This window comes from Vibrio profundum, assembly GCF_050337555.1.
GTDB classification, from domain to species: domain Bacteria; phylum Pseudomonadota; class Gammaproteobacteria; order Enterobacterales; family Vibrionaceae; genus Vibrio; species Vibrio profundum.
The window spans coordinates 244018-270233 of the sequence record NZ_JAKJTA010000007.1 but is presented as its reverse complement, the minus strand read 5'-3'; the positions used below and the strand labels follow the sequence as shown (position 1 = coordinate 270233).

The following is a 26216-nucleotide window of genomic DNA, read 5'->3' as shown; positions in this document are numbered from 1 at the left end:
TGCGTCCTTAGCTCAGCTGGATAGAGTACCTGGCTACGAACCAGGCGGTCGGAGGTTCGAATCCTCCAGGACGCGCCACTTATTAAAAAGTTAACTATTTATAGTTAACACCCTGCGCGCTCGTAGCTCAGCTGGATAGAGTACCTGGCTACGAACCAGGCGGTCGAAGGTTCGAATCCTTCCGAGCGCGCCATCATTGAAAACCCCGCTATTTTTAGCGGGGTTTTTCTTTATCTATCGCTATATTTCATTTTATCGTTTCTATTCTTCTATTCTTCTATTCTTCTATTCTTCTATTCGTAGATCTCCCAAGTGAAGTGTGATCAAAATTAAAGATCCCACGATAATACTGATGCGTTTAGCGCACTGCCATCTGAGGCCATTGACAAAATCTTACTTTGCCAACTAATTTTTACTTATCCCATTGAGTGCTTTGTATTTAATTACCTTGTTTCTAACTAACCTGTTGTTAATTACTTATTGTTAATTGCCACCACGGTAAGTGTTTCAAGTGACATTTCACTACACTCTATGTCACTAAACCCTATGTCACTAGGCTTATTGTCATTAGGTGAGTGTTGCTTGAATGATTAGACCGATTAGCGGCTACCATGTTTAGTATTGGCGATTGAGAGGTGCCGATGACCGATATCACCATCTTATTGCACTCTGCATTGACTCTCATGTTGGCAGGCATGCTGTCGGTGTTCGTATTTTTGAGTCTTTTGGTGTGGCTTGTGCTTATGATGTCGAAGTTGTTATGCCGCTCTCAGGCTCCTCTTGCGCCATCAACGACACATGTGGAAGGGAGCGAACAGGCATCCTCTTTGCGGCGTAAGCGGGTCGCCGCAATTGCTGTCGCCATTCAGCGTTACCGCCAGCCTAGTGATAATTAATATCCCAACTCATTACAGGAGCTGTTGGCCATGTCTAAGCCCTTGCATATTACCGAAGTGGTATTGCGTGACGCTCATCAATCGCTGTTAGCGACAAGGATGCGAGTCGAAGATATGTTACCGATTGCCGCTGAGTTAGATGATATTGGCTATTGGTCATTAGAAACATGGGGCGGGGCGACTTTTGATGCTTGTATTCGTTACTTGGGAGAAGATCCTTGGCAACGATTACGACTTCTGAAACAAGCGATGCCTAAAACGCCGATGCAAATGTTGCTGCGAGGGCAAAACTTATTAGGTTATCGGCATTATGCCGATGACGTGGTGAGCAAGTTCGTTGAACGAGCTCATCAAAGTGGTATGGATGTCTTTCGTATATTTGACGCCATGAACGATATTCGTAATTTTCGCACTGCAGTTGGTGCGGCGATTAATGTCGGCGCGCACGCTCAAGGCACGCTGTCGTATACAACAAGCCCAGTACATAACCAACAGAGCTGGGTTGATTTAGCCAAACAGTTGGAAGACTTAGGCTGCCATTCGCTATGTATCAAAGATATGTCTGGCTTGCTCAAGCCTTACGAAGCAGAGTCGCTGGTCTCAGCTATCAAACAATCTTGTGATATTCCTTTGGCTTTGCATTGCCATGCGACGACGGGGCTCTCTATCGCCACGGCATTGAAGGCTGTTGAAGCTGGGGTAGACATCTTGGATACTGCGATTTCATCAATGAGTTGCACCTATGGTCATACGCCAACGGAAACGGTCGTCGCCATGCTAGAAGATACCGAGCGAGATACAGGACTGGAATTGGATGGACTCGAATCCATTGCTCGTTATTTTCGCGTTGTGCGTAAGAAATATGCTCAATGGGAAGGTCAGTTAAAGGGTGTCGATTCACGTATTCTAATTGCTCAAGTCCCAGGCGGTATGCTGACTAATATGGAATCTCAGCTGAAAGAGCAAGGCGCGCAAGACCGGCTAGATGAAGTGCTAGAAGAAATTCCGAAAGTGCGTGAAGACTTAGGGTTTATTCCTTTGGTCACGCCCACGTCGCAAATTGTTGGCACTCAAGCTGTGCTCAATGTCCTTGCTGGCGATCGCTACAAAACCTTAACCAAGGAAACCATCGGTTTACTCAAGGGAGAATACGGCGCAGCTCCAGCCCCGGTGAATTCCGATTTGCAGCAACGCGTATTAGCGGGTGAAGCTGCCGTCACATGCCGTCCTGCTGATCGAATACCCGAAGAGCTTGCCACATTAACCTCTGAGTTAAACCAATTGGCAGAGGAGCAGAGTATCGAATTGGCGGATGCGCCCGTTGACGATGTGTTGACCTACGCACTTTTTCCCCAGATTGGTTTGAAATTTCTCAAAAATCGTGGCGATGTGAGCGCCTTTGAACCATTGCCAGAGGATACGAATGCCGAATCCTCTGAAAATGCACCAAGTCTTACCCAGCATTCTGAGCCTGAAATGGAAAGCGATCTGATGGTGCAACGCTATAGCGTTAGAGTTGATGGGCAGCTGTTTTCCGTTGAAGTGGGCCCTGAAGGGGAGCTGACTGAGATCAATGAGCGGCCTGAACAAATTCAACCTATTGCTCCGCAAATCAAATCTCAATCTTCATCTATTGAGGTTTCCTCTCAAGTAAATTCACTACAAGAAGTGGTGGCCCCTTTAGCCGGGACTATTTTTACCATCAAGGCTAACGAAGGGGAGTTAGTGGATGAGGGGGATGTGTTGGTTGTATTGGAGGCGATGAAGATGGAAACCGAAGTTCGCGCTGCGCACGCAGGAGTCGTTAGGCAGGTTTTAATTAAAGAAGGTGATGTGGTGTCCTTGGGTATGTCTCTGATGCGAATCGAGTCTTAGCATGGATGCTTTGACAACCTTATGGCTCGAAACTGGACTGGCGAATATGCAGCTAGGGCAGTTTTTTATGATGTTGGTAGGAGCAACCCTAATCACTTTAGCTATTCGTAAAGGGTTTGAGCCTTTGCTGCTGCTGCCTATTGGCTTTGGGTGTATTTTGGCCAACATTCCCAATGCTGGCTTCACTGAACCAGGAGGTTTGTTGTTTTATGTCTACGAAGTAGGCATTGCTTCTGGAGTTTTCCCCTTATTGATTTTCATGGGAGTTGGGGCTCTAACCGACTTTGGTGCCCTGATTGCGAATCCCAAAACCTTATGGTTGGGGGCGGCGGCACAATTCGGTATTTTTGCCACCTTGTTCGGTGCAATTCTTTTAAATTATGTCCCAGGCATTGAGTTCTCGCTGGCAGACGCGGCATCAATCGCGATTATAGGTGGAGCAGACGGGCCAACCGCTATTTTTTTAGCGAGTAAACTTTCTCCTGAGCTACTTGGGGCGATTGCTGTCGCCGCATATAGCTACATGGCATTGGTGCCGATTATTCAACCGCCGATAATGAAAGCGCTGACTTCACCGCAAGAGCGGAAAATCAAAATGGCGCAGCTTCGAGATGTGCACAAAGCCGAGAAGATTATTTTTCCCTTATTAGTGTTGGCAATGGCAATCTTATTGCTGCCGTCTGCCACGCCGTTAGTTGGGATGTTTTGCTTGGGTAATCTAATGCGCGAAGCTGGAGTGGTGGAAAGGTTATCGAAAACAGCGCAAAACGAATTGATCAATATCGTGACAATCTTCTTGGGCTTAGGGGTGGGCTCTAAGCTCCAATCTGACAAGTTCTTGAACTTAGAAACGCTTGGTATTTTAGCGCTCGGCGCAATTGCGTTCAGTATTGGAACGGCGGCTGGCCTATTGATGGCCAAACTGCTCAACCGTGTGTGTCGCGAAGATATTAACCCTTTGATTGGGGCCGCCGGTGTGTCGGCGGTGCCCATGGCGGCTCGTGTGGTGAATAAAGTGGGGTTAGACGCAAATCCACAAAATTTTTTATTAATGCACGCGATGGGACCAAATGTGGCTGGCGTGCTTGGCTCAGCGGTTGCAGCAGGAGTATTACTGGCGTTAGTTGGATAATTACCCCTATTTTTAGTATGAATCAATCGCTAGAAGGCGAAGCCCCAAGTTAACTTAAAGGCCTATATCAAACTTTTGACTGCTATGGGTATAAGTTAGTTGCGTTTTACGAGGGTCATTTCAGCCCTTTTAAGTGTAGGTTTCGGGACAAAAAATTCACTTGTTTACAAGAAATGTTATATATTCAAAGGGATGCTTTTGCGTCTCTTTGTATCTAAGCCAGTAGGGAATACAGCAATGGAAAACAAGCAAATTGTGATCACTCAGTTTGGTGAGCCGGATGTGTTGGCAGTACAGTCATCGCCAGTGCCACAACCCAAACCGGGAGAAGTACTGGTGAAAGTGGCGTTCTCAGGTGTGAATCCTATTGATGTAAAAACACGCGCTGGCCTTGGCTGGGCGGCGGAAAAGAACAAAGAGAAACTCCCTTGGGTACCGGGCTATGATGTCTCTGGACAAATTGTTGAGGTGACTGAAGGTTGTCGCAAACTAAAAGTGGGCGACAATGTCGTGGGTTTAGTAGGATTTCCACTGCGCGCGGGAGGATATAGCCAATATATTTCTTTGGCCGAGAGTGAGTTAAATTTGGTGCCAGATTCAGTGACATTGGAAGCGGCTGCTGTATTGCCTCTAGCGGGACAAACGGCCGTGCAGGCGCTGGACAAAGCGAAAGTTGTCGAAGGCGATAGAGTGTTGATTCTGGCGGGCGCTGGAGGTGTTGGCCACCTTGCGGTGCAAATCGCCGTAGCCGCGAAAGCAGAAGTATACACCACTTGCAGTGAAGCGAATTTAGATTATATGGCGACGCTTGGCGCTCATGCGATCAACTATAATTTTGCGTCTGTTTCTGAGCGCGTAGAAGGCGTGGATGTATTGATTGATTTGGTTGGCGGTGATACCGCGCTCGATGCGCTTAAATGCTTGAATGATAACGCGAGAGTCGTTAGTGTACCGACGAACTCGGCTAAACTGATTTGTGAAAAAGCGAGCATGCTGGGCTTCACTGCTGCCGGTATGCTGGTGGAACCAAACCCTGAGCAGCTCGATACTATGCTGTATATGGTCGGTGTCGGGCTATTAAAAACAGAAATTCAAAAGGTGTTTCCGATGACAGATGTGGTTAAAGCGCATCAACAGGTTGAAACAGGGCACACTAGAGGCAAGGTATTACTTGATATGACATGCTAGACGCGTTTAACGCCGCCTTTCACTCCATCGCTTTATGGTTCTCCGACTCCGCACTTTGGGTACTATTCATTACTAGCTTTCTCAGTGCCACTTTGTTACCCGGTGGCTCTGAAGCGACACTTCTCGCCACATTAGAACTTCATCAATATCCGGTCGTCAATGTGGTGCTAGTGGCGACGGTGGGTAATACCTTAGGTGGCCTCACCAACTATGGTATTGGCTTGTGGTTACCCAATCGTATGCAACAGGAAAAACATGCCAACCGAGCACTCCGCTGGGTTGAAAAGTGTGGTTATTGGATCTTATTGTTCAGCTGGCTACCCGTGATCGGTGATCCGCTATGCTTAGCCGCTGGTTGGTTACGGATGAAATTTTTGGCGAGTACTGCCTTTATTTTCATTGGTAAGGCGCTTCGATATGCGCTGCTAGCCGCTATTTTTTACGGGGTTGCGAAAGGATAACTGATGAAGAAAGCGGTCTGTGGGGTAGGGTTACTTTTACTACTAGGCTGTTCTAGAGGTGACTTTAGCTATCTTCCGTTTTTTTCCACGTTACCTCAAGGTGTTACTCTACTCGAAAGTGCGCCCGCACAGCCGGGCGAAACTATAATCCCTTACTCCAAATATGTATTAAGTAACGGTTTAACTGTCATTCTTTCGCCAGATCATTCTGATCCTTTAGTGCATATCGACGTGACATATCATGTGGGATCCGCGCGTGAGCAAGTTGGTAAATCAGGCTTTGCTCACTTTTTTGAACATATGATGTTTCAAGGCTCAGAGCATGTCGCGGATCAACAACACTTCAAAATGATCACGGAAGCGGGGGGAACTCTAAATGGTAGTACCAACCGCGATCGTACCAACTATTTTGCCTCTGTCCCATCTAACCAATTGGAGAAAGTATTATGGCTAGAGTCAGATCGTATGGGCTTTTTGCTTGGGGCGGTATCACAGAAAAAGTTTGAAATTCAACGTGACACAGTGAAAAACGAGCGGGCACAAAATTACGAAAATCGTCCTTATGGACTGATGTGGGAAACGATGGCTCAGGCTCTCTACCCGCCAGATCATCCCTATTCTTGGCAACCGATAGGCTATGTTGAGGATTTGGATAGGGTGGATGTCTCCGACCTCAAAGCCTTTTTCTTACGTTGGTATGGGCCCAATAATGCAGTACTCACGATAGGGGGAGACATTAATGTCGCGCAAACCTTGAAGTGGGTGAACAAGTATTTTGCTTCGATTCCTGCAGGGCCAGAGGTGGCATTAGCCAACAAACAACTTGTGGATTTAGCACAGACTCGATACATCACATTACAAGATGCCATCCAACAGCCCATGGTCGTGATTGGATGGCCAACTGAGTATTTAGGCGCTAAATCTCAAAATAACCTAGATACTCTGGCGAAGGTGTTCGGCAGTGGTGCTAATAGCGTGTTGTATCAGCGACTCGTCAAAACTCAGCAAGCGGTGGACGCGGGTGCCTTTCAAGATTGTGGGGAATTGGCGTGTACTTTTTATGTTTATGCGATGGCTTCGTCGGGGGAAGGTGAGCAGCTAAAATCGCTATACCATCAGTTAAAGTCTGCGCTGAATTCGTTTGGGCAGCAGGGCGTGACAGAAGCTAGGTTAGAGCAAATCTCATCTAGTGCTGAGGCAGGCGCTGTCTATAAGCTACAGAGCGTGCATGGTAAGGTCGCCCAGTTAGCTTATAACCAGACGTTTTACAATCAGCCTGATCGTATTGCCATGCGTTTGAAAGCGATTCGCTCTGTGACCCCAGCATCTGTGATGCGTGCCTACCAGCGTTATTTGCAAGGGCAGCATAATGTTGTGCTAAGTGTCGTGCCGACAGGAAAAATCAATCTTGCGGTACAGGCGAGTAATTACACTTTGCCTGCTCGAAAAATCCCCACAGAACCTACAGAAAACAAAGCGCCGCTCGCTCTGCATCGTCCGGTAGATAACTTCGATCGTTCCACCGTTCCTTTGGCATCTGGGAGCGTAGAAGCTCAAGTGCCGAGCTTGTATCGGCATAGCTTTGACAATGGCGCAGAGCTATTAGGGACGAAGTCGATGGAAATGCCCATCGTTGCGTTGGAAATCAAATTGCCAGCAGGGGAGAGACAAGCGCCTGAGGGGAAAATTGGGATTGCTGCTCTAACAGCCAGCGTATTGCAAGACGGAACCACTCAGCATACTTCTGAACAGTTACAAGCCCAGCTAGACTCGCTTGGGAGTGATGTGCATATCGTGGCCGGTAATTATACGACCTCGATTATAGTGACAAGCTTGACGAAAAACTTAGATCCAACATTAGCGATTGTGAAAGAGATGCTATTTGGGCCTGCGTTTAAATCGTCAGACTTTGAGCGCTCCAAACAACAGCTATTAGAATCTTTGCATTATCAATATCAATCGCCTACTTGGCTTGCTAAACAAGCAACCAAGCAAGTGCTGTTCTCCGAAACGGTGTTCGCTCAGCCTAGTGATGGTACGGCATCGACGATTACAGGGCTTTCCTTGTCCGATATTAAAGCTTTCTATGATAGATATTACACGCCGCATGGAGCGCAAGTCGTGGTGGTGGGAGATGTCACCAAAGACAGTATCTTAGACAAGCTGGCTTTTATTGCACAATGGCAAGGAAAGGTGCCCAAACTCACGCAGCCACAAGTCACTCCCTTGCTTACCAAGCAAACTTTGTATTTAGTGGACAAGCCTAACGCGCCGCAAGCCATTGTCCGCTTTGTTAGGCAAGGGTTGCCGTTTGATGCCACAGGGGAAGTGTTTTTAACCCAGCTTGCTAATTTCAACCTTGCGGGTAATTTCAACAGTCGGATGAATCAAAACTTGAGAGAAGATAAAGGTTTTACTTATGGGGCTAATGGCTATATTAGTGCCAACCGAGAAATCGGAGCGTTGATTTTCTCTGCTCAAGTTCGTAAGGAAGCCACAGCGGAAACCATTCGAGAAATCCAAGCTGAAATGCAGCGTTTTAGCCAAGAGGGGGTTTCCGACGAAGAGGTTAGGTTTATGCGCTTAGCCGTAGGGCAACAGGATGCTTTAAGTTATGAGACGTCAGCACAGAAGGCGAATTTGCTAGGAAGTATTTTGACCTTCAGCCTCGATGATGACTACTTGCAGCAGCGTAGTGAGATTGTTGCTTCAGTGTCGAAGCAAACGTTAAATGCGATTGCCCGCAAGTGGTTTAGCCCTTCTGAATATCAAATTATCGTGGTAGGTGATGCGAAAACTTTACGGCCACAGTTGGAAAAATTGTCGATTCCGTTGGAAGAGCTTGAAATCATCCATTAGAGTACACATAAACTAGGTTATGAACCGCAAGTATGCCAGAGCAACATTGACGTTACTTCGGTATAATCCTAATGACTGACTACTGATTTATATGCGACGAATTCGTGACTTGCTCATGATTTTCTACCATCAGCGCGAGAGCAAGTGTTGAAAGCGTGCATAAATTCCATCACTTTAGTCTGTGTTTGTCTTTTTTGAGTTCGCCCCCGACGCATACGTGGTGGGCCTTAGATATAAGTGAATATATTTTGACTGACTTTTCTGCGCGACTTCAGTTAGTTGCAAGCCAACCAAATCTGTTTAAATTACTTGGTCGCGGGGTGGAGCGAGAAACGCTGCGCTATCACGATCAAGGGCAGTTATCGTCCACTCCCCACCCACAAGGGCTGGGCTCGGCGCTAACCAATCAGTGGATCACTACCGATTTTTCTGAATCTTTGCTCGAATTTATCACCCCAGTCTCCCGTGATATTCCAACTTTAATGTCTCAGTTGAAGGATATTCATCACTTCACGCAGACTAAGCTAGGCAGCGATAAGCTTTGGCCATTGTCTATGCCTTGCTACGTCAATAACGAAGACGATATTGCTCTGGCTCAATATGGTTCATCCAATAATGGCAAGATGAAAACCTTGTACCGTGAAGGGTTGAAACGTCGCTATGGCAGTTTGATGCAAGTTATTTCTGGGGTGCATTTCAACTTTTCTTTCCCAGATGAAATGTGGGATACCTTGTTTGGCCAACAAACTGAGCAAGAGCGACAAGCGTCGAAATCGTCGGCGTATTTTGGCGTGATTCGTAACTACTATCGCTTTGGTTGGTTAATCCCATACTTTTTCGGTGCTTCTCCTGCCATTTGTTCATCTTTTATCAAGCAAAGCGAGTCTAAATTACCGTTTGAAAATATTGATGGTACATACTATTTACCTGAAGCAACTTCGCTGCGCTTGAGTGACTTGGGCTACACCAATAATGCACAAAGCTCCCTAGAGATTGGCTTCAACAGTATTGAGCAGTATCTAGAAGGGCTTAATAAAGCTATTCGCGCACCGTCTGAGGAATTTGCCAATATTGGGGTGAAAGTGGATGATGAATATCGTCAGCTGAACAGCAATATTCTCCAAATTGAGAATGAGCTGTATGCGCCTATTCGACCTAAGCGCGTTGCTGAACGAGGTGAGAAACCTTCAGAAGCACTAGCTCGCGGAGGTGTTGAGTACATCGAAGTCCGCTCCCTAGATGTGAATCCATTTAGCCCAATCGGTATCACCGAAGACCAAGTGAGATTTCTCGACCTATTTTTAACTTGGTGCTTACTTAGTGAGTCTGATTCCATGGATAATTGTGAAATGGAATGCTGGCGCGACAACTGGAACAAAGTGGTCGTGGCAGGGCGCAAGCCGGGTTTGGAATTACAAATCGGCTGTGAAGGCGAAAGGTTGAGCTTACAATCGTGGGCACATCGAGTATTTGATGATTTAGCTGACATTGCATTGGCGATGGATGAGCAAGTCGGTGGCAGCGATTACTACGACTTGTGCAATAAGCTGCGACAGTGGATTGATAATCCAGAACTGACAATATCAGGTCAGCTGCTCGCATTGACCAAGCAATTAGGTGGTATGGGCGAAGTGGGTTGTGAACTTGGCTCAGAATATCACACCCAACGCCTATCTCATCAATATGAGACATATTCAGCGCCGCTTATGGAAAAGGAAGTATTGCGGTCGATAGAGGCTCAGCAAGCGATTGAGCGTGCTGACGAGATGACTTTTGATGAGTTTTTATCTGACTATTTCACTTATTTAAAATGATGGTGTTAGATAATAATGATCGCCAAGATGGTGAAGCGCGCAGCCTTATTGGGCTGCGTTGCGCTGGCTGCGGGGTGTGCAACAGCTCCCCCGACTGACCAAAACAATGTGTGTTCTATTTTTGAGCAGTACCCAAGTTGGTACGACAATGCGGTGAAAATGCATAAAGAGTGGGGAACCCCCATTAGCCTTGCGATGGCGTTCATTGAACAAGAAAGCCACTTCCGCTACGACGCTAAGCCGCCGAAACATTATGTGTTGGGGTTCATTCCTTGGGGGAGAGTCAGTACGGCTTATGGTTATGCACAGGCGCAAGACCCGATTTGGGATGAGTTTTTAGAAGCAACAGATAACGGTGGCTCTCGAACTGATTTCCATGATGCTTTGATGTTTATTGGTTGGTATACCAACAAAACCAACCGAAATCTCCACGTTCCCTTTAGCGACACTTATCATCAGTATTTGGCGTACCATCAAGGTTATGGCGGCTTTAAGCGTAAATCTTATTTGTCCCATCCGTGGTTACTGAAAGTAGCCCAACATGTTGAACATGATGCGAAGCGCTATCAAGCTCAATTGCACCACTGCCGTCCGGAGTTAGAACGACGTCGTTTGGATAGTTGGTTTTTTTAGTCTTGGTGATATTTACAATCAAGGCTTGCTGTAGCAAGCCTTGATTCGTTTTTAGCCGAGGTTAGATAAATCTTTCTGAGAAAGCGGTTCTGCTATTTAGCAGCAGGGTAGACCTTGACCAGCTTGATTCGGTTCTCTTCTAAATCGACGATTTCCATTTTGTGCTCTGCGACCATCAAACTGACAAAGCTTTCGGGTATATCTTCTAGATGTTCTAAAATCAAACCATTCAGCGTTCTTGGTCCATCCGTTGGGAGCTTCCATTTTAAGCCTTTGTTGATGTCACGAATGTTTGCGCTGCCTTCAATTAGGAAACTGCCATCACCTTGTGGGGTAATTTCATCTGACAGGCTTGGCGCAATGGACGTGGTAAATTCGCCGACAATTTCTTCCAAAATGTCTTCTAATGTGACTAACCCATTAATGTCGCCATACTCGTCTACAATGAGGCCAATTCGTTCTTTCTTGCGCTGAAACTTGAGCAGTTGTACGTTGAGCGGTGTGCTTTCTGGGATGAAATACACTTCATCAGCGGCGCGCAGCAACGTCTCTTTGTTGAACTCGTTTTTCTCTAGCATCAGGCGGTACGCCTCACGCAGTCTCAGCATGCCGACCACCTCGTCAATTTGATCTCGGTATAAGACAATACGGCCGTGTGGCGAGTGAGTAAGTTGGCGAACAATGGACTTCCAATCGTCGTTGATGTCGATTCCTGTGATCTCATTACGGGGCACCATGATGTCATTCACAGTAACGTGCTCAAGATCTAAAATTGAAATTAGCATATCTTGGTGACGCTGTGGGATCAGGCCACCAGCTTCGTTAACCACAGTTCGTAATTCTTCCGAGTTCAAGTTATCGCTGCCACCGTGCTTGGCCTTCACACCCAGTAAACGAATAAAACTGTTGGTGATGAGGTTGATCATTATCACGATAGGGGAGAGCAATTTCATTAACACGATTAATAAGATGCTACTGGCGTAGGAAACTCGTTCAGGGTAGAGCGCGGCTAAAGTCTTTGGTGTGACTTCGGCGAATACCAGCACCAGTAAGGTGAGCAAGCCTGTCGCGATAGCGACGCCTACATCCCCATACAACCGCATACCTAATATCGTTGCTAGCGCAGACGCTAAGATGTTGACTAGGTTGTTGCCAATTAAGATAAGACCGATGAGGCGATCTGGGCGGCTGAGAAGTTTCTCGACCCGCTTAGCACCCTTGTGACCACTGTTCGCGAGGTGCTTAAGTCGGTAGCGGTTCAGAGACATCATGCCTGTTTCTGTACCGGAGAAGTAAGCGGAAATGACGATAAAACACGCGAGTAGCGCAAATAAGATACCCGTTGAGATGTCTTCCAAAGCTAAAGATTTCCTTGTTGTGTTTGGCTTGAAGTATAAAAAATGGTTTTCAACTTCCTGATTCTAATCATGATCACGATAGCGATACAATCAAATTATGGTTTGTCTTCTCACAAGATTAGGTAAGGATGATTTCTTTTACAAAGCGGCTACCAAAATAGGCCAATGTTAATAGCGTTGCGCCAGCAACCGCAAACCATGTGACCTTGCGGCCGCGCCACCCTTTCTGGTAGTGACCCCAAAGCAAGATGGAATAAACGATCCAAGCGACAAACGACAAGATGCCTTTGTGCGCTTTTCCTTCCGCAAACATATCTTGAATGAAGAAAAAGCCCGTTAATAAGGTACCTGTTAATAGGACATTACCAATTAAAATTATTTTGAATAGTTGCCGCTCAACCATGAGTAGCGGCGGGATGTTCGGGTTGATGGATAAGCCCTTCTTGGCTTTCAACTTATAATCTAGCCACGCCAGTTGTAGCGCGTATAACGCCCCGATGGTAAGAGTGGAGTAAGAGAATAATGCAAAAGTGATGTGGATCAGTAATTGTGGATCGTGCTGTAAATGCGTCATAAACACACTTGGTACGAAGGCTGCTGCGGATAAATTTATCGCAGAAAAGCTATATACGACAGGCAGTAAAAACCACAACTTAGTTCGCCACATCGCGATACTCATCACGACCGCAATAATGAAGCTAATCAGAGACGCTACATTCAACATACTTAGGTTTTGACCTGTGGTATCAAAAATGAGGTCGCTAAGTAGCCAGGCATGGAAAACTAACGCGGCACTGGCGCTAAGAAACACGGCGCGAGTTCGAATGCCGGTTTGGTGCACAAGTCCAGGCACAATGGCCATGATGGCCAAAACATAGAGTGCAGCTGCCGCGACAGCGATAAAATCGTCCATTGTTCTCATATTAACTGAATGGTGTTGGCCAAGAATTATACCCTTTATCAACCAACTGAGCTACGTTCTATCACGATCTGCATCTAAGATATGTTGGAATAGGGGCGCTGATAAGGGTATATGACTCCTTGCGCGGCTAAGGTATACTGATGTTAATTTGTCGCCTACATCGCGAAGAGAACTTATGTTTGAGAATTTAACGGATCGATTATCCAGCACGCTGAAGAACATCAGCGGTAAAGGTCGACTGACCGAAGATAATATCAAAGAAACCCTACGTGAAGTCCGTATGGCCCTCCTTGAGGCGGACGTGGCTTTGCCTGTTATACGTGATTTTATTAAACGCGTTAAAGAAAGAGCGGTAGGCACCGAAGTTTCAAAGTCGCTGACTCCAGGGCAAGAATTTATCAAGATCGTTCAAGCTGAGCTTGAAGCGGTCATGGGTGAGTCTAACGAAGAGTTGAATCTTGCCGCTCAGCCTCCTGCTGTTATTTTAATGGCGGGTTTACAAGGTGCTGGTAAAACCACCAGTGTCGCAAAGCTTTCTAAATTGCTTACCGAGCGTGATAAAAAGAAAGTCTTGGTCGTTTCTGCTGATGTTTACCGCCCAGCGGCGATCAAACAGCTTGAAACCCTGTCGAGTGAAGTTAGTGTTGATTTCTTCCCATCTAGCGCGGATCAAAAGCCTCTTGATATCGCTAATGCTGCGATTGACCATGCGAAAAAGCAATTTTACGATGTCTTAGTTGTCGATACTGCCGGTCGCTTAGCGGTTGACCATGAAATGATGGCGGAAATTCAAGAGCTGCACTCGGCTATTGAGCCAGTTGAAACGCTATTTGTCGTTGACGCGATGACGGGTCAAGATGCGGCGAATACCGCGAAAGCTTTCGGCGACGCTCTACCATTGACCGGTGTGGTTCTAACCAAAGTCGATGGTGACGCGCGTGGCGGTGCTGCTCTGTCAGTTCGTCACATTACGGGCAAGCCGATTAAATTCTTGGGTGTCGGTGAGAAAACCGATGCGCTTGAAGCTTTCCACCCTGATCGCGTTGCCTCACGTATCTTAGGCATGGGTGACGTATTGTCACTGATTGAAGATCTTCAGCGCAATGTGGACGCGGATAAAGCCGATAAGCTTGCTAAGAAATTCAAAGAAAAGAAAGGCTTTGATCTAGAAGACTTCCGTGAGCAGCTCGGTCAGATGCAAAACATGGGCGGCATGATGGGGATGCTCGATAAGCTCCCTGGGATGAATAAGCTGCCAGATAATGTTAAAGATAGCGTGGACGATAAGTCATTCAAGCAGATGGAAGCCATCATTAATTCAATGACGCTAAAAGAGCGTAAGCGCCCTGAAATCATCAAAGGCTCACGTAAGAAGCGTATTGCGACCGGTTCTGGCACACAAGTTCAGGATGTGAATAAGTTACTTAAGCAGTTCACCCAGATGCAAAAAATGATGAAGAAAATGCAGAAAGGTGGCATGCGTAACATGATGCGCAACATGCAGGGCATGATGGGTGGAATGGGCGGGGGCGGTAACCCATTTGGTCGCTAAGTAATTAGCGCCATATACGTTACTTTTCATTCCATTAGCCTCGGCGTGGTATATGAGTATCAAGTAGGCGGCTAAAAAGTAGCTAAATACCTTGCATTGCCTCGGAATAAGAGTAAAATTCCGGGGCTTTATTTTGGCACGAGACCCCAAGCTGTTTTTAAAGTGGCTTCTGGGGTTAATTTTATTTTTGAGAAAGCAAAGAGGACGACATGGTAACCATTCGTTTGGCACGTCACGGCGCTAAAAAGCGTCCATTTTATCAAATCGTAGTAGCGGATAGCCGCAACGCTGCAACTGGCCGTTTCATTGAGAAAGTAGGTTTCTTCAACCCTACTGCTACTGGTCAAGAAGAAGGTCTACGTCTAGACCTAGATCGCGTTAACCACTGGGTTGGTCAAGGCGCATCTGTATCTGACCGCGTAGCTAAGCTAGTTAAAGACGCTCAAAAAGCGGCTTAATTCTTACTTAACGTAGAAGAAATTAGCTTATGTCGATGAAAGGTAAAGAAACAATGAGTGAACAGAACGAAAAGATTGTTATGGGCAAGTTTGGTGCTACCTATGGCATTCGTGGCTGGCTTAAAGTTTTTTCCTACACAGACAATGCTGAAAGCATTTTTGATTATAGCCCTTGGTTTATAAAACAAAAGGGTGAGTGGGTTGAGTGTAAAGTAGAAAGTTGGAAGCGCCATAACAAAGGGATGGTTGCTAAACTAGAAGGCATGGATATTCGTGAGGATGCCCATATTCTAACTAACTTTGAAATCGCTATTGACCCAGCTTCGTTGCCTGAATTGTCAGAAGAAGAATTCTACTGGCGTGAATTGTTTGGCATGCAGATGGTGACCACAAAAGGTTACGATCTAGGGGTTGTTATCGACATCCTAGAAACTGGATCCAACGATGTTTTGGTAGTGAAAGCAAATCTTAAAGATGCTTTTGGACAAAAGGAGCGGTTAATCCCGTTTCTTGAAGAGCAAGTGATCAAGACAGTTGATCGCGAAGCTCAACGGATCGAAGTTGACTGGGATCCTGGATTCTAATTTCCAAATCACGGAGCGAGAGAACACATGTGGGTTGGCGTAATAAGCCTATTTCCTGAAATGTTCCGTTCTGTTACCGATTTTGGAGTAACAGGTCAAGCGGTTAAAAAAGGTCTTTTGTCGATTGAGACTTGGAATCCTCGTGATTTCACTCACGACAAACATCGCACAGTTGATGATAGACCTTACGGTGGTGGTCCTGGCATGTTGATGATGGTGCAGCCTTTGCGCGACGCTATTCAAACAGCCAAAAAAGCTTCACCGGGGAAGATGAAAGTCATCTACTTATCGCCTCAAGGTCGTAAACTCGACCAGCAAGGTGTAGAAGAGTTGGCCAATAATGAGAACTTGCTTCTTATTTGCGGTCGCTATGAAGGAGTAGATGAGCGTGTCATTAAATCCGAAGTTGACGAAGAATGGTCAATTGGGGATTTTGTGATGACGGGGGGAGAAATCCCAGCCATGACGTTAATTGATTCTGTCTCGCGGTTTGTACCGGGAGTGCTAGGAGATTTTGCGTCAGCGGAGGAAGATTCATTCGCAAATGGCTTGTTGGACTGCCCTCATTATACGCGTCCTGAAATGTTAGATGGAGAAGAAGTACCTGCGGTACTCAAATCCGGTAATCACAAGGACATTCGTCGCTGGCGACTAAAGCAGTCGTTGGGCCGTACTTGGCTAAGAAGACCAGAGCTCCTGGAAAACCTAGCTCTGACTGACGAACAGGAACAATTACTGGCCGAATTTATTAAAGAGCAACGCTCTGATAAAAAGTAAGCAGTAACCTATTTTATTTAGTATCAGTTTATTCTAGGAATTTAAAAAATGAGTAACATCATCAAGGCTCTTGAAGAAGAGCAAATGAAACAAGACCTACCTAAATTTGCACCAGGTGACACTCTTGTTGTTCAAGTTAAGGTAAAAGAAGGTGACCGTGAGCGTCTACAGGCTTTCGAAGGCGTTGTAATCGCAATCCGTAACCGTGGCCTACACTCTGCATTCACAGTTCGTAAAATCTCGAACGGTGAAGGTGTTGAGCGTACGTTCCAAACTCACTCTCCAATGGTTGATAGCATTGAAGTTAAACGCCGTGGTGCAGTACGTCGTGCCAAGTTGTACTACCTACGTGAGCGTTCTGGTAAGTCAGCTCGTATCAAAGAGAAACTTGCTAAGAAGTAATGCTACTACTAGCGTTCTCATAGAAAAAGCGGAGCCCATGGGCTCCGCTTTTTTATATCTGATATTCCGCTATGCCAAAAATGCGAAGCGGCCAATTTGATAACAGGAGCGATTAATATTGTTCTTCCGACCAGCCATCTGAGTCTGACATATCGGGTGCTCCTGCGATCGCATTCTCTTCGTCCGCCCACTCTCCAAAATCGATCAGTTGGCACTTCTTACTACAGAAAGGTCGATATAAATTCTCCTGGCTCCAAATCACATCAGTGGAGCATTGCGGGCATTTTACTATGGTTGCTTTGTTGGTCATGGGCGATACGGTTATTTCAGCTTCGATACTCTAATTATATCAGAGCCACGCTTTCTTATACCATTCAATCTTGATACCAATACAATGCCTGAGCCGCTTTGTCTCAATCCCTCGTACCGAGGATTAGCTGCAAACCGCAAGCTTGAAATGAATGTCTTGTGTACAAGCTTGACCTGAATGAAATTCAATAAATTTAATGGCAAAGCGGTTTTTGTGCCCAGATATCATTGGGTAAACCCCATAGTTGATCGGAATGTTTAATCTTAATATGTTAGCTTCGTCAGCGTCACTTTGGTAGAAGCCTGTGGTCGCAGTTTGCGCTTCAAAATGGCCGGTTTCTCGAGCCAGTTTTAGCCAGAGCTTTAATGCGTGAGCTAGCGGTAGCAGACTTTCTAGCCAATGCTGTGCATCTTGGTGTTTTTTATCGAGCGGAAGGTGCAGCCAATGGTGAAGGGCTGGCAAATCGAAACAACAAGATCCCCCTGGTAGGTTGAACCGCTGGCGAATGGCACTTAAGAAGCGGTCATCTTTCAGAGATTGGCCAAAGCGCTCGGCGGCCATTAGACGAGTATGAACCTCAGCAACGTCAGTAAGGATAGTGTCAAGCATGTCTTGGTCAACACCTGCAACTCCTAACCAACTTTTGTAGGTTTGCCTCTGCTTTTCAATGTCTTTGGCTAGCTCGGCTTTGAGCTGGATCTGCTCAAAAATTTCCAGTAGGTCAAATAAGGAGCGGAAGAACAACAAATGTTGCATATCGTCCTTAAATTGAGCTGAGACATCAAGCTGGTTGAGTAGCGCCTCAACACGCAGGTAAATGCGCGTTTTCTCATTGAGGGGATGTTCAAAATAATGAGTGCTCATCTAGTTTGCTCTACCTTCCTGCCATCTTAGTTCCACTGTGTGGCTCGCACATTGCTAAATATTGTTGATGTAACTGAGTAATTTGTGGCAGCAGGGTGTCCCTCTCTGCTCCGTTTAGTACCACATCATCAGCATGTTGAAGTCTGGTTTGTCGCTGAGTTTGTGATGCTAAAATATTCTCAGCTTGAATGTGTGAAATATTGTCTCGTTCCATTGTGCGCTGAATTTGCAGCTCAGGCTCCACGTCGACCACGAGCACTCTATCGGCCATTGACTGTAGATTATTCTCAATCAACAGTGGCACAACCAATAGCGCGTACGGCGATTGCACATGACTCAAGTTTTCGACCATTCTTTGATGAATCATAGGATGTAACAGGTTGTTTAGCCATTCTCTTTCTTCAGGGTGTGAAAATATTCGCTCCCTCAATGCTTGGCGATTGAGGTTACCTTCCGAAGACAGCATAGACTGACCAAAGTGTTCGACAATACGCTTGAGTCCACTAGTGCCGATTTCAACGACTTCACGTGCAACGATATCTGCGTCCACAATCTCGATATCAAAGTGTTGCTGGAATAAGTTGGCAACCGTGGTTTTACCGCTAGCGATACCACCAGTTAAGCCAATTACTAACGCCATATTATGCTCCTAAAACCATATGTAAATAGCCTTGCATGATTTGTTGTCCCCACAACAGACTGATCCAGCCAGCAATGGATAAATAAGGACCAAACGGAAAGGCTTGATTACGTTCCTTATTTTGAAATTTGAGTTGTATGATACCGAATACCAGACCGACGAGGGAGGACAGCAGGATGATGATCGGTAAATATTGCCATCCTAACCATGCACCTAGCGCGGCAAGCAATTTGAAGTCACCATAGCCCATCCCTTCTTTGCCGGTCAGTAGCTTGAAGGCCCAATAGACAAACCAGAGGAATAGGTAACCTAACATGGCTCCTAAGATAGAGTCGTAAAGTGAGGTTGGGCTAATCTCGAATAGTGATAGAGCAACCCCAGCCCAAAGAAGCGGTAGGGTAATTTGATCCGGCAGCAACAAAGTATCGAAATCAATAAAGCTGGCAGCAATTAATGCAAAGGTAAGAAACAGCGCCGCGACACTAAATCCAGAAAAACCAAGTTGGCTTGCAACGGCAAAACTCATGACTGCCGTGAGTAACTCCACTATTGGGTAGCGAACGCTGATTTTCTCTTGGCAGTGGTGGCAGCGCCCTTTTAGCCTCAGCCAACTCAGTAGTGGAATATTATCCACAATACGAATGGGTGTCTGACAATGTGGGCAATGAGACTTGGGTGTACTAAGGTTAAGCGTCTGCTTAGGCACGCTAATATTGTATTCTGGAAATGACTCCGCACATTCTTGTTTCCACTCCTGCAACATGATTTTAGGTAATCGTACGATCACCACATTCAAAAAGCTGCCAATGATAAGGCCAAACAAAGTGGCGAGGATGGAAAATACCCAAGGGTATTGATGTATGGCTTCCATAGAGAACGTTATTTCCCAATTAAAGAGCATGCAGTCGCCGGATTAGCGCTGTAATTGCTTGAAAATGTTAGTTCACTATACTATCCCAATATCTGGGTTAAGTTAAAGATGGGTAAATACATTGCGACAACTAAGCTACCAATGATACCTCCAAGTAATAAGATCAAGATTGGCTCGAGAATAGTATTGAGCCTATCTATTTGCTCGTCGACATCGGCTTCGTACAACGCGGATAATTTTTCAAGCATGCTGTCTAATCGCCCTGACTCCTCGCCTATCATCACCATCTGTAAAAACAGTTCTGGGAAGGCACTCTGTTCTCGCAGCGCGGCATGAAGCGATGTTCCGGTTAATACACTTTCTTTACTTCTTATTATGGCGTCTTGGTAGTAACGGTTATTGGCGGTATTGGCCGCTAAGGTTAAGTTGGTGAGTAGTGCGATGCCGCAACTTTGGTTCGTTGCTATGGTTCGGCTGACGCGTGCGATACAAGCTTTGTCTAGCGTTTTCCCAAACATCGGCAGGTGTAATATTAGGCGGCTACAAATCAATGCAATTTTTGGGTTGCGGTAGTAACTTCGGCGAGCGGCCCATGACAAGAGCATTATACTGATCAATATTGGCAGCGCGGCATGGCGTAGCACTTGAGATAACCCAATAACTTGTTGAGTAAACCATGGTAGCGGCGTTGAAAAGTCTGAAAATAAAGCTTCGAACTCTGGAATCACCCAAATCATCATAAGATAACTGACCCCGATAGCACTGACGAGCATGACACCCGGATAGAGCAGCGCTTTAGTTACTTTGGCTTGCAACTGGATGCGTCTTTCTTGGTAGTTGGCGACGCGATGCAGTACTTTTGCAAGCTGACCAGTTTGCTCACCAACCGCGACTAACGCGAGATATAAAGAGTCGAATATAGGATGAATATGCTTTAGCGAATCGGCTAAGGTTTCTCCTGCTTCCAGCCGTTTTGATAGCTGGTAGATGATTGAGGTGAGTTCTGCTTTTGCGCTTTGTTTAGCTAGTAAGGTGAGGCAATTTAAGACAGGAAAACCAGATTCGAGTAAGGTGGCTAACTGACGGGTAAATACGTTGATGTCACGCACTTTGACGATGTGGCGACGCCTATCAAACAGCGAAATGGAACCTGAACGCATACTTTTGAGTCGAACTTTCCGCTCAGATAATCGGTCCCTAACTTCTTGAGCGCAACTTGCCAGTGTATAACTGGCGATGTCTTTGCCTGATGACTCTCGCCCTTGCCAGTAGTATCGCCTTAATGAGAGAGTGGATTTCCGAGCCATTAAATGCTCACCCTAAAACACGATGGAGTTCTTGCACGCTAGTGTCGCCTGCAAATAAGGCAAGCTCTCCAGAGCGTTGTAAGGTTTGCATACCTTGCTTAATGGCCAAACTTTCCAATTCTCGTGCTGAAGATTGCTTGAGTATTGAATGAGACAACTCAGGAGTGATAGCCATTAATTCGAACAATCCAATACGTCCTCGATAGCCTTGAGTGCAATGCTGGCAGCCTTTTGGATTGGCGCGATAGATAGTTTGTTGAGCTAACGAGCCGTTAATGTCTTGCTTGTATACCGGATTTTGGTCGATTTGTCGGCAATGAGGACAAAGGCGACGGACTAACCTTTGGGCGATAATTAAACTGATGGATGAAGCAATATTGTATGACGCCACCCCCATATTATTGAGCCTTTGCAAAGCCTCAGACGCCGAATTGGTATGTAAGGTCGATAGGACTAAGTGTCCCGTTTGCGCAGCCTTGACTGCTGCATTGGCGGTATCCGAATCACGGATTTCTCCTAGCATGATGATATCGGGGTCTTGGCGCAAAAAGGCTCGTAGCGCTTCCATAAATCCAAAGCCTATCTGTTGATGAATTTGAACTTGGTTGACGCCAGCGAGATTGATTTCAATGGGGTCTTCAGCGGTGGATATATTGACCTCGCTTGAATTAATTGACTGTAGGCCGGAATACAGAGTGACGGTTTTCCCGCTCCCCGTTGGACCTGTCACCAAAATCATTCCTTGCGCGAGTGATAAAGCCGATTCGAAAATATGAGCTTGTGCGGGAGTGAATCCCAGTGATGAGGTATCGAGTGCTACGGGCTGGCTGGAGAGCAGTCTTAACACCAATTTTTCACCCCATAGAGTGGGAAGCGTTGAAACTCGTAGATCAATCCAATCGCTACTGTCCAAATTCAATTTTGCCCGACCATCTTGCGGCTTACGTTGTTCAGCAATATCGAGCTCAGCAAGTACCTTGATTCGTGTGGCGATTTTTCTGCTGAGGTGTTTGTTTGGTTTTAGGTATTCATAGAGAATGCCATCACAGCGCAGCCTAATTCTATAGAAATCTTCATATGGCTCAAAATGGATATCGGAAGCGTTACGTGAAAAAGCTTCGCCCAAAATTGTCTGAACTAACTGGCTGACATCGGTGAGCTCTTGCTCGGATGCCAGTGCTACAGCAGAGGACGACGCTGAAGTAAGATCATTATCCATCTATTCACACCCCGATACTAAGTTGGCAGCCTCGCCGGACGCAGCGCAGCTCCACATGCCTGCATCATTGCGGGCAAGCGTTATTGTACTGTCATCCCAATGAGACAAAGTCATTATTAGCTGGGAATCTTCGACGGAAATGGTGCCTAATGGGCTGGCATTCGCGCTGGTGCCGAGGTCAGACAAACTAACGTCAGAGTTAAGGCTACCATATTGCTGGCTGTACAATTCAGCTGGGGTTATCAACGCTTTCATTGTGGTGACGGCTGAGGTGACTTCACTCTTACGTACATAATCTTGATATGCGGGCATAGCAATCGCTGACAGCGTTCCAATAATAGCGACCACTATCATTAGCTCCATGAGAGTAAAGGCCTGATAGCGTTTAATTGTGGTCGAGAGAAGTGACGAAGTTGGCATGCTAGCTCAGAAAAAATAAGAGTATGGCGTGAAGTTAACAAAACTGAAGGCAGTGGGTGATCGGCGAGTGGAGGCAGTGGAAGCGCATTAAAACTGAGTGCCACTCATTACAGGCAAGGGTTGCAGAATTTAGCGTGTGACTTCTTAAATTGAGACGATTTAGATAGTTAGGGCTGATGAAATCTAGGGCTTAGCAGGAGTGTTTGATGTGTTGATATAGGTTTGATGTGCTTGATATAGGTGTGACGTACTCGATATAGGGTTGATATCGGTGAATTGGATGAGAAGTGACTTGTTTAAATCGGTTGGTATTGAAAGGCCAGTACGTTTTTTTGCACTGGCCTTTGGAGTCTCGTGGCGAGCTTATTGTACACGCATCGACAAATCCATAGCACGGATGTGTTTGGTCAGGGCACCGACGGAAATGTAGTCGACACCGGTTAGCGCGTATTCACGAATTGTCTCTAAGGTGATGTTGCCGGAGTTTTCTAGCGCAGCGCGGCCAGCATTAACCTTGACGGCTTCAATCATCATCTCTTTACTGAAGTTATCGAGCATTATAATGTCCGCACCAGCGTCGATGGCTTTCGTCAGCTCTTCTAGACTTTCGGTCTCCACTTCAACAGGTTTACCCGGGTTGAGCGTTTTGGCTTGCTGAATGGCTTCGGTGATGCCACCACAGGCAATAATGTGATTTTCTTTGATAAGGTATGCGTCAAACACGCCGATGCGATGATTAAAGCCACCGCCACAGGTAACGGCATATTTTAGTGCATTGCGCAGCCCTGGCAGAGTTTTACGTGTATCGAGTAAGCGACAATCTGTGCCTTCTAATTGCTCTGCATATTGGGCGGTTAAGGTCGCGCATCCAGATAACGTTTGGATAAAGTTCATCGCGTTGCGTTCACCCGTTAGCAAAGCGCGTGATGGCCCAGTTAAGCTGCACAGGATCTGGTTTGGCGTGACCTTGTCGCCATCTTGGACGCGCCAATCAATGCTGACCGTTCCACCTAACTGCTTGAAAACCTCGTCGGCCCAAGCTTGGCCGCAGAAGGTACCGTGTTCGCGCGTGATGATCGTTGCCGTATTGGTTGCGTCGGCAGGGATCAAGCTCGCCGTGATATCAGCATTTGTATCTAAGGTACCACCGAGATCTTCTTTCAATGTGTCAGAAACCGCACGGGCGATGTCTAGTGGTAATTGTTGTTTCAAATATTCTAGGCGTTCAGCGCTGTTATGGGTGCTTTTCATTGCAGTGTTATGGTTGAGAACAGGTGAGGGAATAATACGCTGACTGTCGATCAAATTCAGCTGTTAATCTCGCTTTTCATTCGTCACAGGTTAAAATAAAGCGTCATCAAGGAGCGAGTAGTAAACCATGATCACACAAACTGGGTGGTACCCACTGGCGAGGCAAGCGCCATCGCCGCATTTCGATCAGCGAGAGGTCAATCATCATGGCAATAAAGACATCTCTTTATTGGTGATTCACAACATTAGCTTGCCACCGAATCAATTTGGTGGGCCGTATATAGAACAATTTTTTACTGGTCATTTAGTAGCAGCGCAGCATGATTTTTTTGCTGTGATCGCCAAAATGAAGGTGTCGGCGCATTGTTTAATTCGGCGTGATGGAGAAGTGGTTCAATTTGTCTCGTTTTTAGATAGAGCTTGGCATGCTGGAGTCTCTTCGTTTTCTGGGCGGGATAAATGTAACGACTATTCGATAGGCATCGAGATGGAAGGCAATGATTTTGTTGCCTACACTGAGGTGCAATATCAGGCGTTAGCTAAGCTAACTCAGGCACTACAAAAGCAATACCCATTGATTAGCGATGATAGAATCACAGGGCATCAATACATAGCACCCGGGAGGAAAACCGATCCCGGGTTGGTATTTGATTGGCAAAAATACCGAGCTATGCTGGCGAGCGCTGATTAATTTGAGGCAGCGCTGCCGCTATATATTTGAGACAGTAGCTTATATATGTAAGACGGTAGCTTATATACTTTGAGAGGCTACTAGCTATTGAAACTATCACTATAGCGTTGCGTGGTACTCGGTCAGCACTTGCTCGCACCATGTAGCAATGCGCTCTTCGCTTTGTTCGTATTGTGAATCTTCGTCTAAGGCTAGGCCTACAAAACGGTTGCCACCTTCGATTAGCGCCTTAGATGCATCAAACGTGTAGCCTTGGTTTGGCCAGTAACCAACAAACTGTGCGCCTACTTGTTTTAGTTGGTCGTGGAGAAGTCCCATGGCGTCTAAATACCATTCACCATATCCTTCTTGATCGCCTAAACCAAATAAGGCGATTTGCTTACCTGTTAGGTCTACGGTGGCGATGTCACTCCATATTTCGTTCCAATCTTCTTGAATCTCACCGAAGTCCCAAGTGGAAATGCCTACGATCAATAGGTCGTAGTCTTGCATCAAGGTAAGAGAGGAATCTTTGACGTTGTGTAGGTCGACCAATTCTTCGCCGAGGATGGCGCGGATTTTTTCCGCTGTCATTTCGGTGTAGCAGGTGGTCGAGCCATAAAATAGACCAATTTTCATTGTTATTACTGCGTGCCTGTGAATTAGTAGGCGCTTATTCTAGCGAGATTTGCTTGCCGATGGCAGTGTTTGTCACCATTCAAATAGAGTTTTAATGTCACATTGATAGATAAGTGCAATAATATCAAAATGCTAAGTCGTAATTGTGCTTGATTTTTACAAGTGTAGCGCAATGTCTTTGGAGGTAGAGTGTGGTGAAAACGGCGTCCGCCGATCAAGGTTTGGTCGAGCAGTTTCTAGATAGTATGTGGATGGAGAGAGGGTTGTCGGAAAATACCTTGGCCTCTTACCGATCAGACTTAAACAAGCTATTGGCGTGGATGGAAGCGCAATGTTACCGGCTTGATTTTATTAGTCTGTCTGGTTTACAGGAATATCAATCTTGGTTAGCAGATCAAGATTATAAGCAGACTTCGCGCGCGCGTATGTTGTCGGCGATTCGGCGTTTATTTCAGTATCTGCATCGCGAAAAAGTGCGTTCGGACGATCCGACAGCTTTATTAGTAAGCCCGAAGCTGCCACAGCGATTGCCGAAAGATTTGTCCGAGCAACAGATTGACGCCTTGCTTGATGCGCCCGATCCCAATGACGCCGTGGAGTTACGTGACAAAGCAATGCTGGAGCTACTTTATGCTACTGGTTTGCGTGTTACTGAGCTGGTGAGCTTAACAATGGAAAATATGAGTTTACGTCAGGGTGTGGTTCGAATTATGGGTAAAGGGGATAAAGAGCGCCTAGTGCCAATGGGGGAGAATGCGGTGGACTGGATTGAGCGATTTTTGTCTCATGGTCGCCCAGACTTACTTGGTGAGAAAACATCGGATGTGGTTTTTCCCAGTTCGCGGGCCAGACAGATGACACGGCAAACGTTTTGGCACCGACTCAAACATTATGCTGTTATTGCGGGCATCGACAGCGATAAGCTCTCACCTCACGTGCTCAGGCACGCCTTTGCGACTCACTTACTGAACTATGGAGCCGATCTTAGGGTCGTACAGATGTTGCTCGGACATAGTGACTTATCGACCACGCAAATTTATACTCATGTCGCCACCGAGCGATTAAAACAGATTCACAGCGAGCACCACCCACGCGCTTAAACGATAGGGATATA

Annotated in this window: 26 protein-coding genes and 2 tRNA genes; 17 read left to right on the top strand and 11 right to left on the bottom strand. The window is 46.2% G+C overall.

Annotated features, from left to right (window positions below; translation table 11 throughout):
- Position 1 precedes the first annotated feature (1 nt).
- From L4C34_RS08760 to L4C34_RS08715, 10 genes are all read left to right on the top strand, one after another.
- Positions 2-78 (top strand) — tRNA-Arg (locus tag L4C34_RS08760).
- 38 nt (positions 79-116) lie between these two features.
- Positions 117-193 (top strand) — tRNA-Arg (locus L4C34_RS08755).
- Between the two features lie 448 nt (positions 194-641).
- Positions 642-896 (top strand): OadG family protein, encoded by a 255-nt coding sequence (locus L4C34_RS08750; protein WP_428788956.1) that lies wholly within the window; start codon positions 642-644, stop codon positions 894-896.
- A 30-nt stretch (positions 897-926) separates the two neighbouring features.
- On the top strand, positions 927-2771 hold the full coding sequence (gene oadA, locus L4C34_RS08745; protein WP_428788955.1) for a sodium-extruding oxaloacetate decarboxylase subunit alpha: 1845 nt from the start codon (positions 927-929) through the stop codon (positions 2769-2771).
- A 1-nt stretch (position 2772) separates the two neighbouring features.
- Positions 2773-3903 (top strand): sodium ion-translocating decarboxylase subunit beta, encoded by a 1131-nt coding sequence (locus L4C34_RS08740; RefSeq protein WP_428788954.1) that lies wholly within the window; start codon positions 2773-2775, stop codon positions 3901-3903.
- A gap of 237 nt (positions 3904-4140) precedes the next feature.
- Positions 4141-5091, top strand: coding sequence for an NADP-dependent oxidoreductase (locus L4C34_RS08735; RefSeq protein WP_428788953.1), 951 nt, complete (start codon positions 4141-4143; stop codon positions 5089-5091).
- Positions 5085-5552, top strand: coding sequence for a YqaA family protein (locus tag L4C34_RS08730; RefSeq protein ID WP_428788952.1), 468 nt, complete (start codon positions 5085-5087; stop codon positions 5550-5552). Before L4C34_RS08735 ends, L4C34_RS08730 begins: the two co-directional genes overlap by 7 nt.
- Positions 5553-5555: 3 nt before the next feature.
- The gene (locus L4C34_RS08725; RefSeq protein WP_428788951.1) at positions 5556-8411 is read left to right on the top strand and encodes a M16 family metallopeptidase; all 2856 of its coding nucleotides are present in this window, start codon (positions 5556-5558) and stop codon (positions 8409-8411) included.
- 248 nt (positions 8412-8659) lie between these two features.
- A complete protein-coding gene (gshA, locus tag L4C34_RS08720) occupies positions 8660-10225 on the top strand; it encodes a glutamate--cysteine ligase (protein WP_428788950.1) in 1566 nt (521 codons plus the stop codon).
- Between the two features lie 15 nt (positions 10226-10240).
- Positions 10241-10858, top strand: coding sequence for a transglycosylase SLT domain-containing protein (locus L4C34_RS08715; protein WP_428788949.1), 618 nt, complete (start codon positions 10241-10243; stop codon positions 10856-10858).
- A 92-nt stretch (positions 10859-10950) separates the two neighbouring features.
- Here the strand turns inward: L4C34_RS08715 and L4C34_RS08710 are convergent, their stop codons facing one another.
- On the bottom strand, positions 10951-12216 hold the full coding sequence (locus tag L4C34_RS08710) for an HlyC/CorC family transporter (protein ID WP_428788948.1): 1266 nt from the start codon (positions 12214-12216) through the stop codon (positions 10951-10953).
- A 118-nt stretch (positions 12217-12334) separates the two neighbouring features.
- Positions 12335-13129 carry a cytochrome C assembly family protein gene (locus L4C34_RS08705; protein WP_428788947.1) on the bottom strand — a complete coding sequence of 265 codons (795 nt, stop codon included), beginning with the start codon at positions 13127-13129 and terminating at the stop codon, positions 12335-12337.
- Positions 13130-13313: 184 nt separating this feature from the next.
- On the opposite strand from L4C34_RS08705, the gene ffh reads away from it, so the two are divergent.
- The 5 genes from ffh to rplS all read left to right on the top strand — a co-directional run bounded on the left by ffh (position 13314) and on the right by rplS (position 16911).
- A complete protein-coding gene (gene ffh / locus L4C34_RS08700) occupies positions 13314-14690 on the top strand; it encodes a signal recognition particle protein (RefSeq protein ID WP_428788946.1) in 1377 nt (458 codons plus the stop codon).
- Between the two features lie 209 nt (positions 14691-14899).
- The gene (rpsP, locus tag L4C34_RS08695) at positions 14900-15148 is read left to right on the top strand and encodes a 30S ribosomal protein S16 (protein WP_096995628.1); all 249 of its coding nucleotides are present in this window, start codon (positions 14900-14902) and stop codon (positions 15146-15148) included.
- A 29-nt stretch (positions 15149-15177) separates the two neighbouring features.
- Positions 15178-15732 carry a ribosome maturation factor RimM gene (gene rimM / locus L4C34_RS08690; RefSeq protein ID WP_428788945.1) on the top strand — a complete coding sequence of 185 codons (555 nt, stop codon included), beginning with the start codon at positions 15178-15180 and terminating at the stop codon, positions 15730-15732.
- 27 nt (positions 15733-15759) lie between these two features.
- Positions 15760-16509, top strand: coding sequence for a tRNA (guanosine(37)-N1)-methyltransferase TrmD (trmD, locus tag L4C34_RS08685; protein WP_428788944.1), 750 nt, complete (start codon positions 15760-15762; stop codon positions 16507-16509).
- A gap of 48 nt (positions 16510-16557) precedes the next feature.
- Complete coding sequence (gene rplS, locus L4C34_RS08680) at positions 16558-16911, top strand: 50S ribosomal protein L19 (RefSeq protein WP_428788943.1); 354 nt, start codon at positions 16558-16560, stop codon at positions 16909-16911.
- 112 nt (positions 16912-17023) lie between these two features.
- Here the strand turns inward: rplS and yacG are convergent, their stop codons facing one another.
- The 8 genes from yacG to nadC form a co-directional block, all read right to left on the bottom strand.
- Positions 17024-17221: a DNA gyrase inhibitor YacG gene (gene yacG / locus L4C34_RS08675; RefSeq protein ID WP_428788942.1), complete on the bottom strand. Its 198-nt coding sequence runs from the start codon at positions 17219-17221 to the stop codon at positions 17024-17026.
- 123 nt (positions 17222-17344) lie between these two features.
- Entirely contained in the window at positions 17345-18085 is a 741-nt protein-coding gene (zapD, locus tag L4C34_RS08670) for a cell division protein ZapD (RefSeq protein ID WP_428788941.1), read from the bottom strand.
- Positions 18086-18095: 10 nt separating this feature from the next.
- Positions 18096-18725 (bottom strand): dephospho-CoA kinase, encoded by a 630-nt coding sequence (gene coaE, locus L4C34_RS08665; protein ID WP_428788940.1) that lies wholly within the window; start codon positions 18723-18725, stop codon positions 18096-18098.
- A gap of 1 nt (position 18726) precedes the next feature.
- The gene (locus L4C34_RS08660; RefSeq protein ID WP_428788939.1) at positions 18727-19596 is read right to left on the bottom strand and encodes a prepilin peptidase; all 870 of its coding nucleotides are present in this window, start codon (positions 19594-19596) and stop codon (positions 18727-18729) included.
- A gap of 80 nt (positions 19597-19676) precedes the next feature.
- Positions 19677-20903, bottom strand: a complete 1227-nt coding sequence (locus L4C34_RS08655; protein ID WP_428788938.1) for a type II secretion system F family protein — start codon at positions 20901-20903, stop codon at positions 19677-19679.
- Between the two features lie 7 nt (positions 20904-20910).
- Entirely contained in the window at positions 20911-22122 is a 1212-nt protein-coding gene (locus tag L4C34_RS08650) for a GspE/PulE family protein (protein ID WP_428788937.1), read from the bottom strand.
- A complete protein-coding gene (locus L4C34_RS08645) occupies positions 22123-22542 on the bottom strand; it encodes a pilin (RefSeq protein WP_428788936.1) in 420 nt (139 codons plus the stop codon). It lies immediately after the preceding gene.
- Between the two features lie 363 nt (positions 22543-22905).
- Positions 22906-23793 carry a carboxylating nicotinate-nucleotide diphosphorylase gene (gene nadC / locus L4C34_RS08640; RefSeq protein ID WP_428788935.1) on the bottom strand — a complete coding sequence of 296 codons (888 nt, stop codon included), beginning with the start codon at positions 23791-23793 and terminating at the stop codon, positions 22906-22908.
- 127 nt (positions 23794-23920) lie between these two features.
- On the opposite strand from nadC, the gene ampD reads away from it, so the two are divergent.
- Entirely contained in the window at positions 23921-24484 is a 564-nt protein-coding gene (ampD, locus tag L4C34_RS08635; protein ID WP_428788934.1) for a 1,6-anhydro-N-acetylmuramyl-L-alanine amidase AmpD, read from the top strand.
- Between the two features lie 99 nt (positions 24485-24583).
- On the opposite strand, the gene fldB is transcribed toward ampD, so the two are convergent.
- On the bottom strand, positions 24584-25102 hold the full coding sequence (fldB, locus tag L4C34_RS08630; RefSeq protein WP_428788933.1) for a flavodoxin FldB: 519 nt from the start codon (positions 25100-25102) through the stop codon (positions 24584-24586).
- A 191-nt stretch (positions 25103-25293) separates the two neighbouring features.
- Between fldB and xerD the strand changes: the two genes are divergently transcribed.
- The gene (xerD, locus tag L4C34_RS08625) at positions 25294-26202 is read left to right on the top strand and encodes a site-specific tyrosine recombinase XerD (protein WP_428788932.1); all 909 of its coding nucleotides are present in this window, start codon (positions 25294-25296) and stop codon (positions 26200-26202) included.
- The last annotated feature ends 14 nt before the right edge of the window (positions 26203-26216 follow it).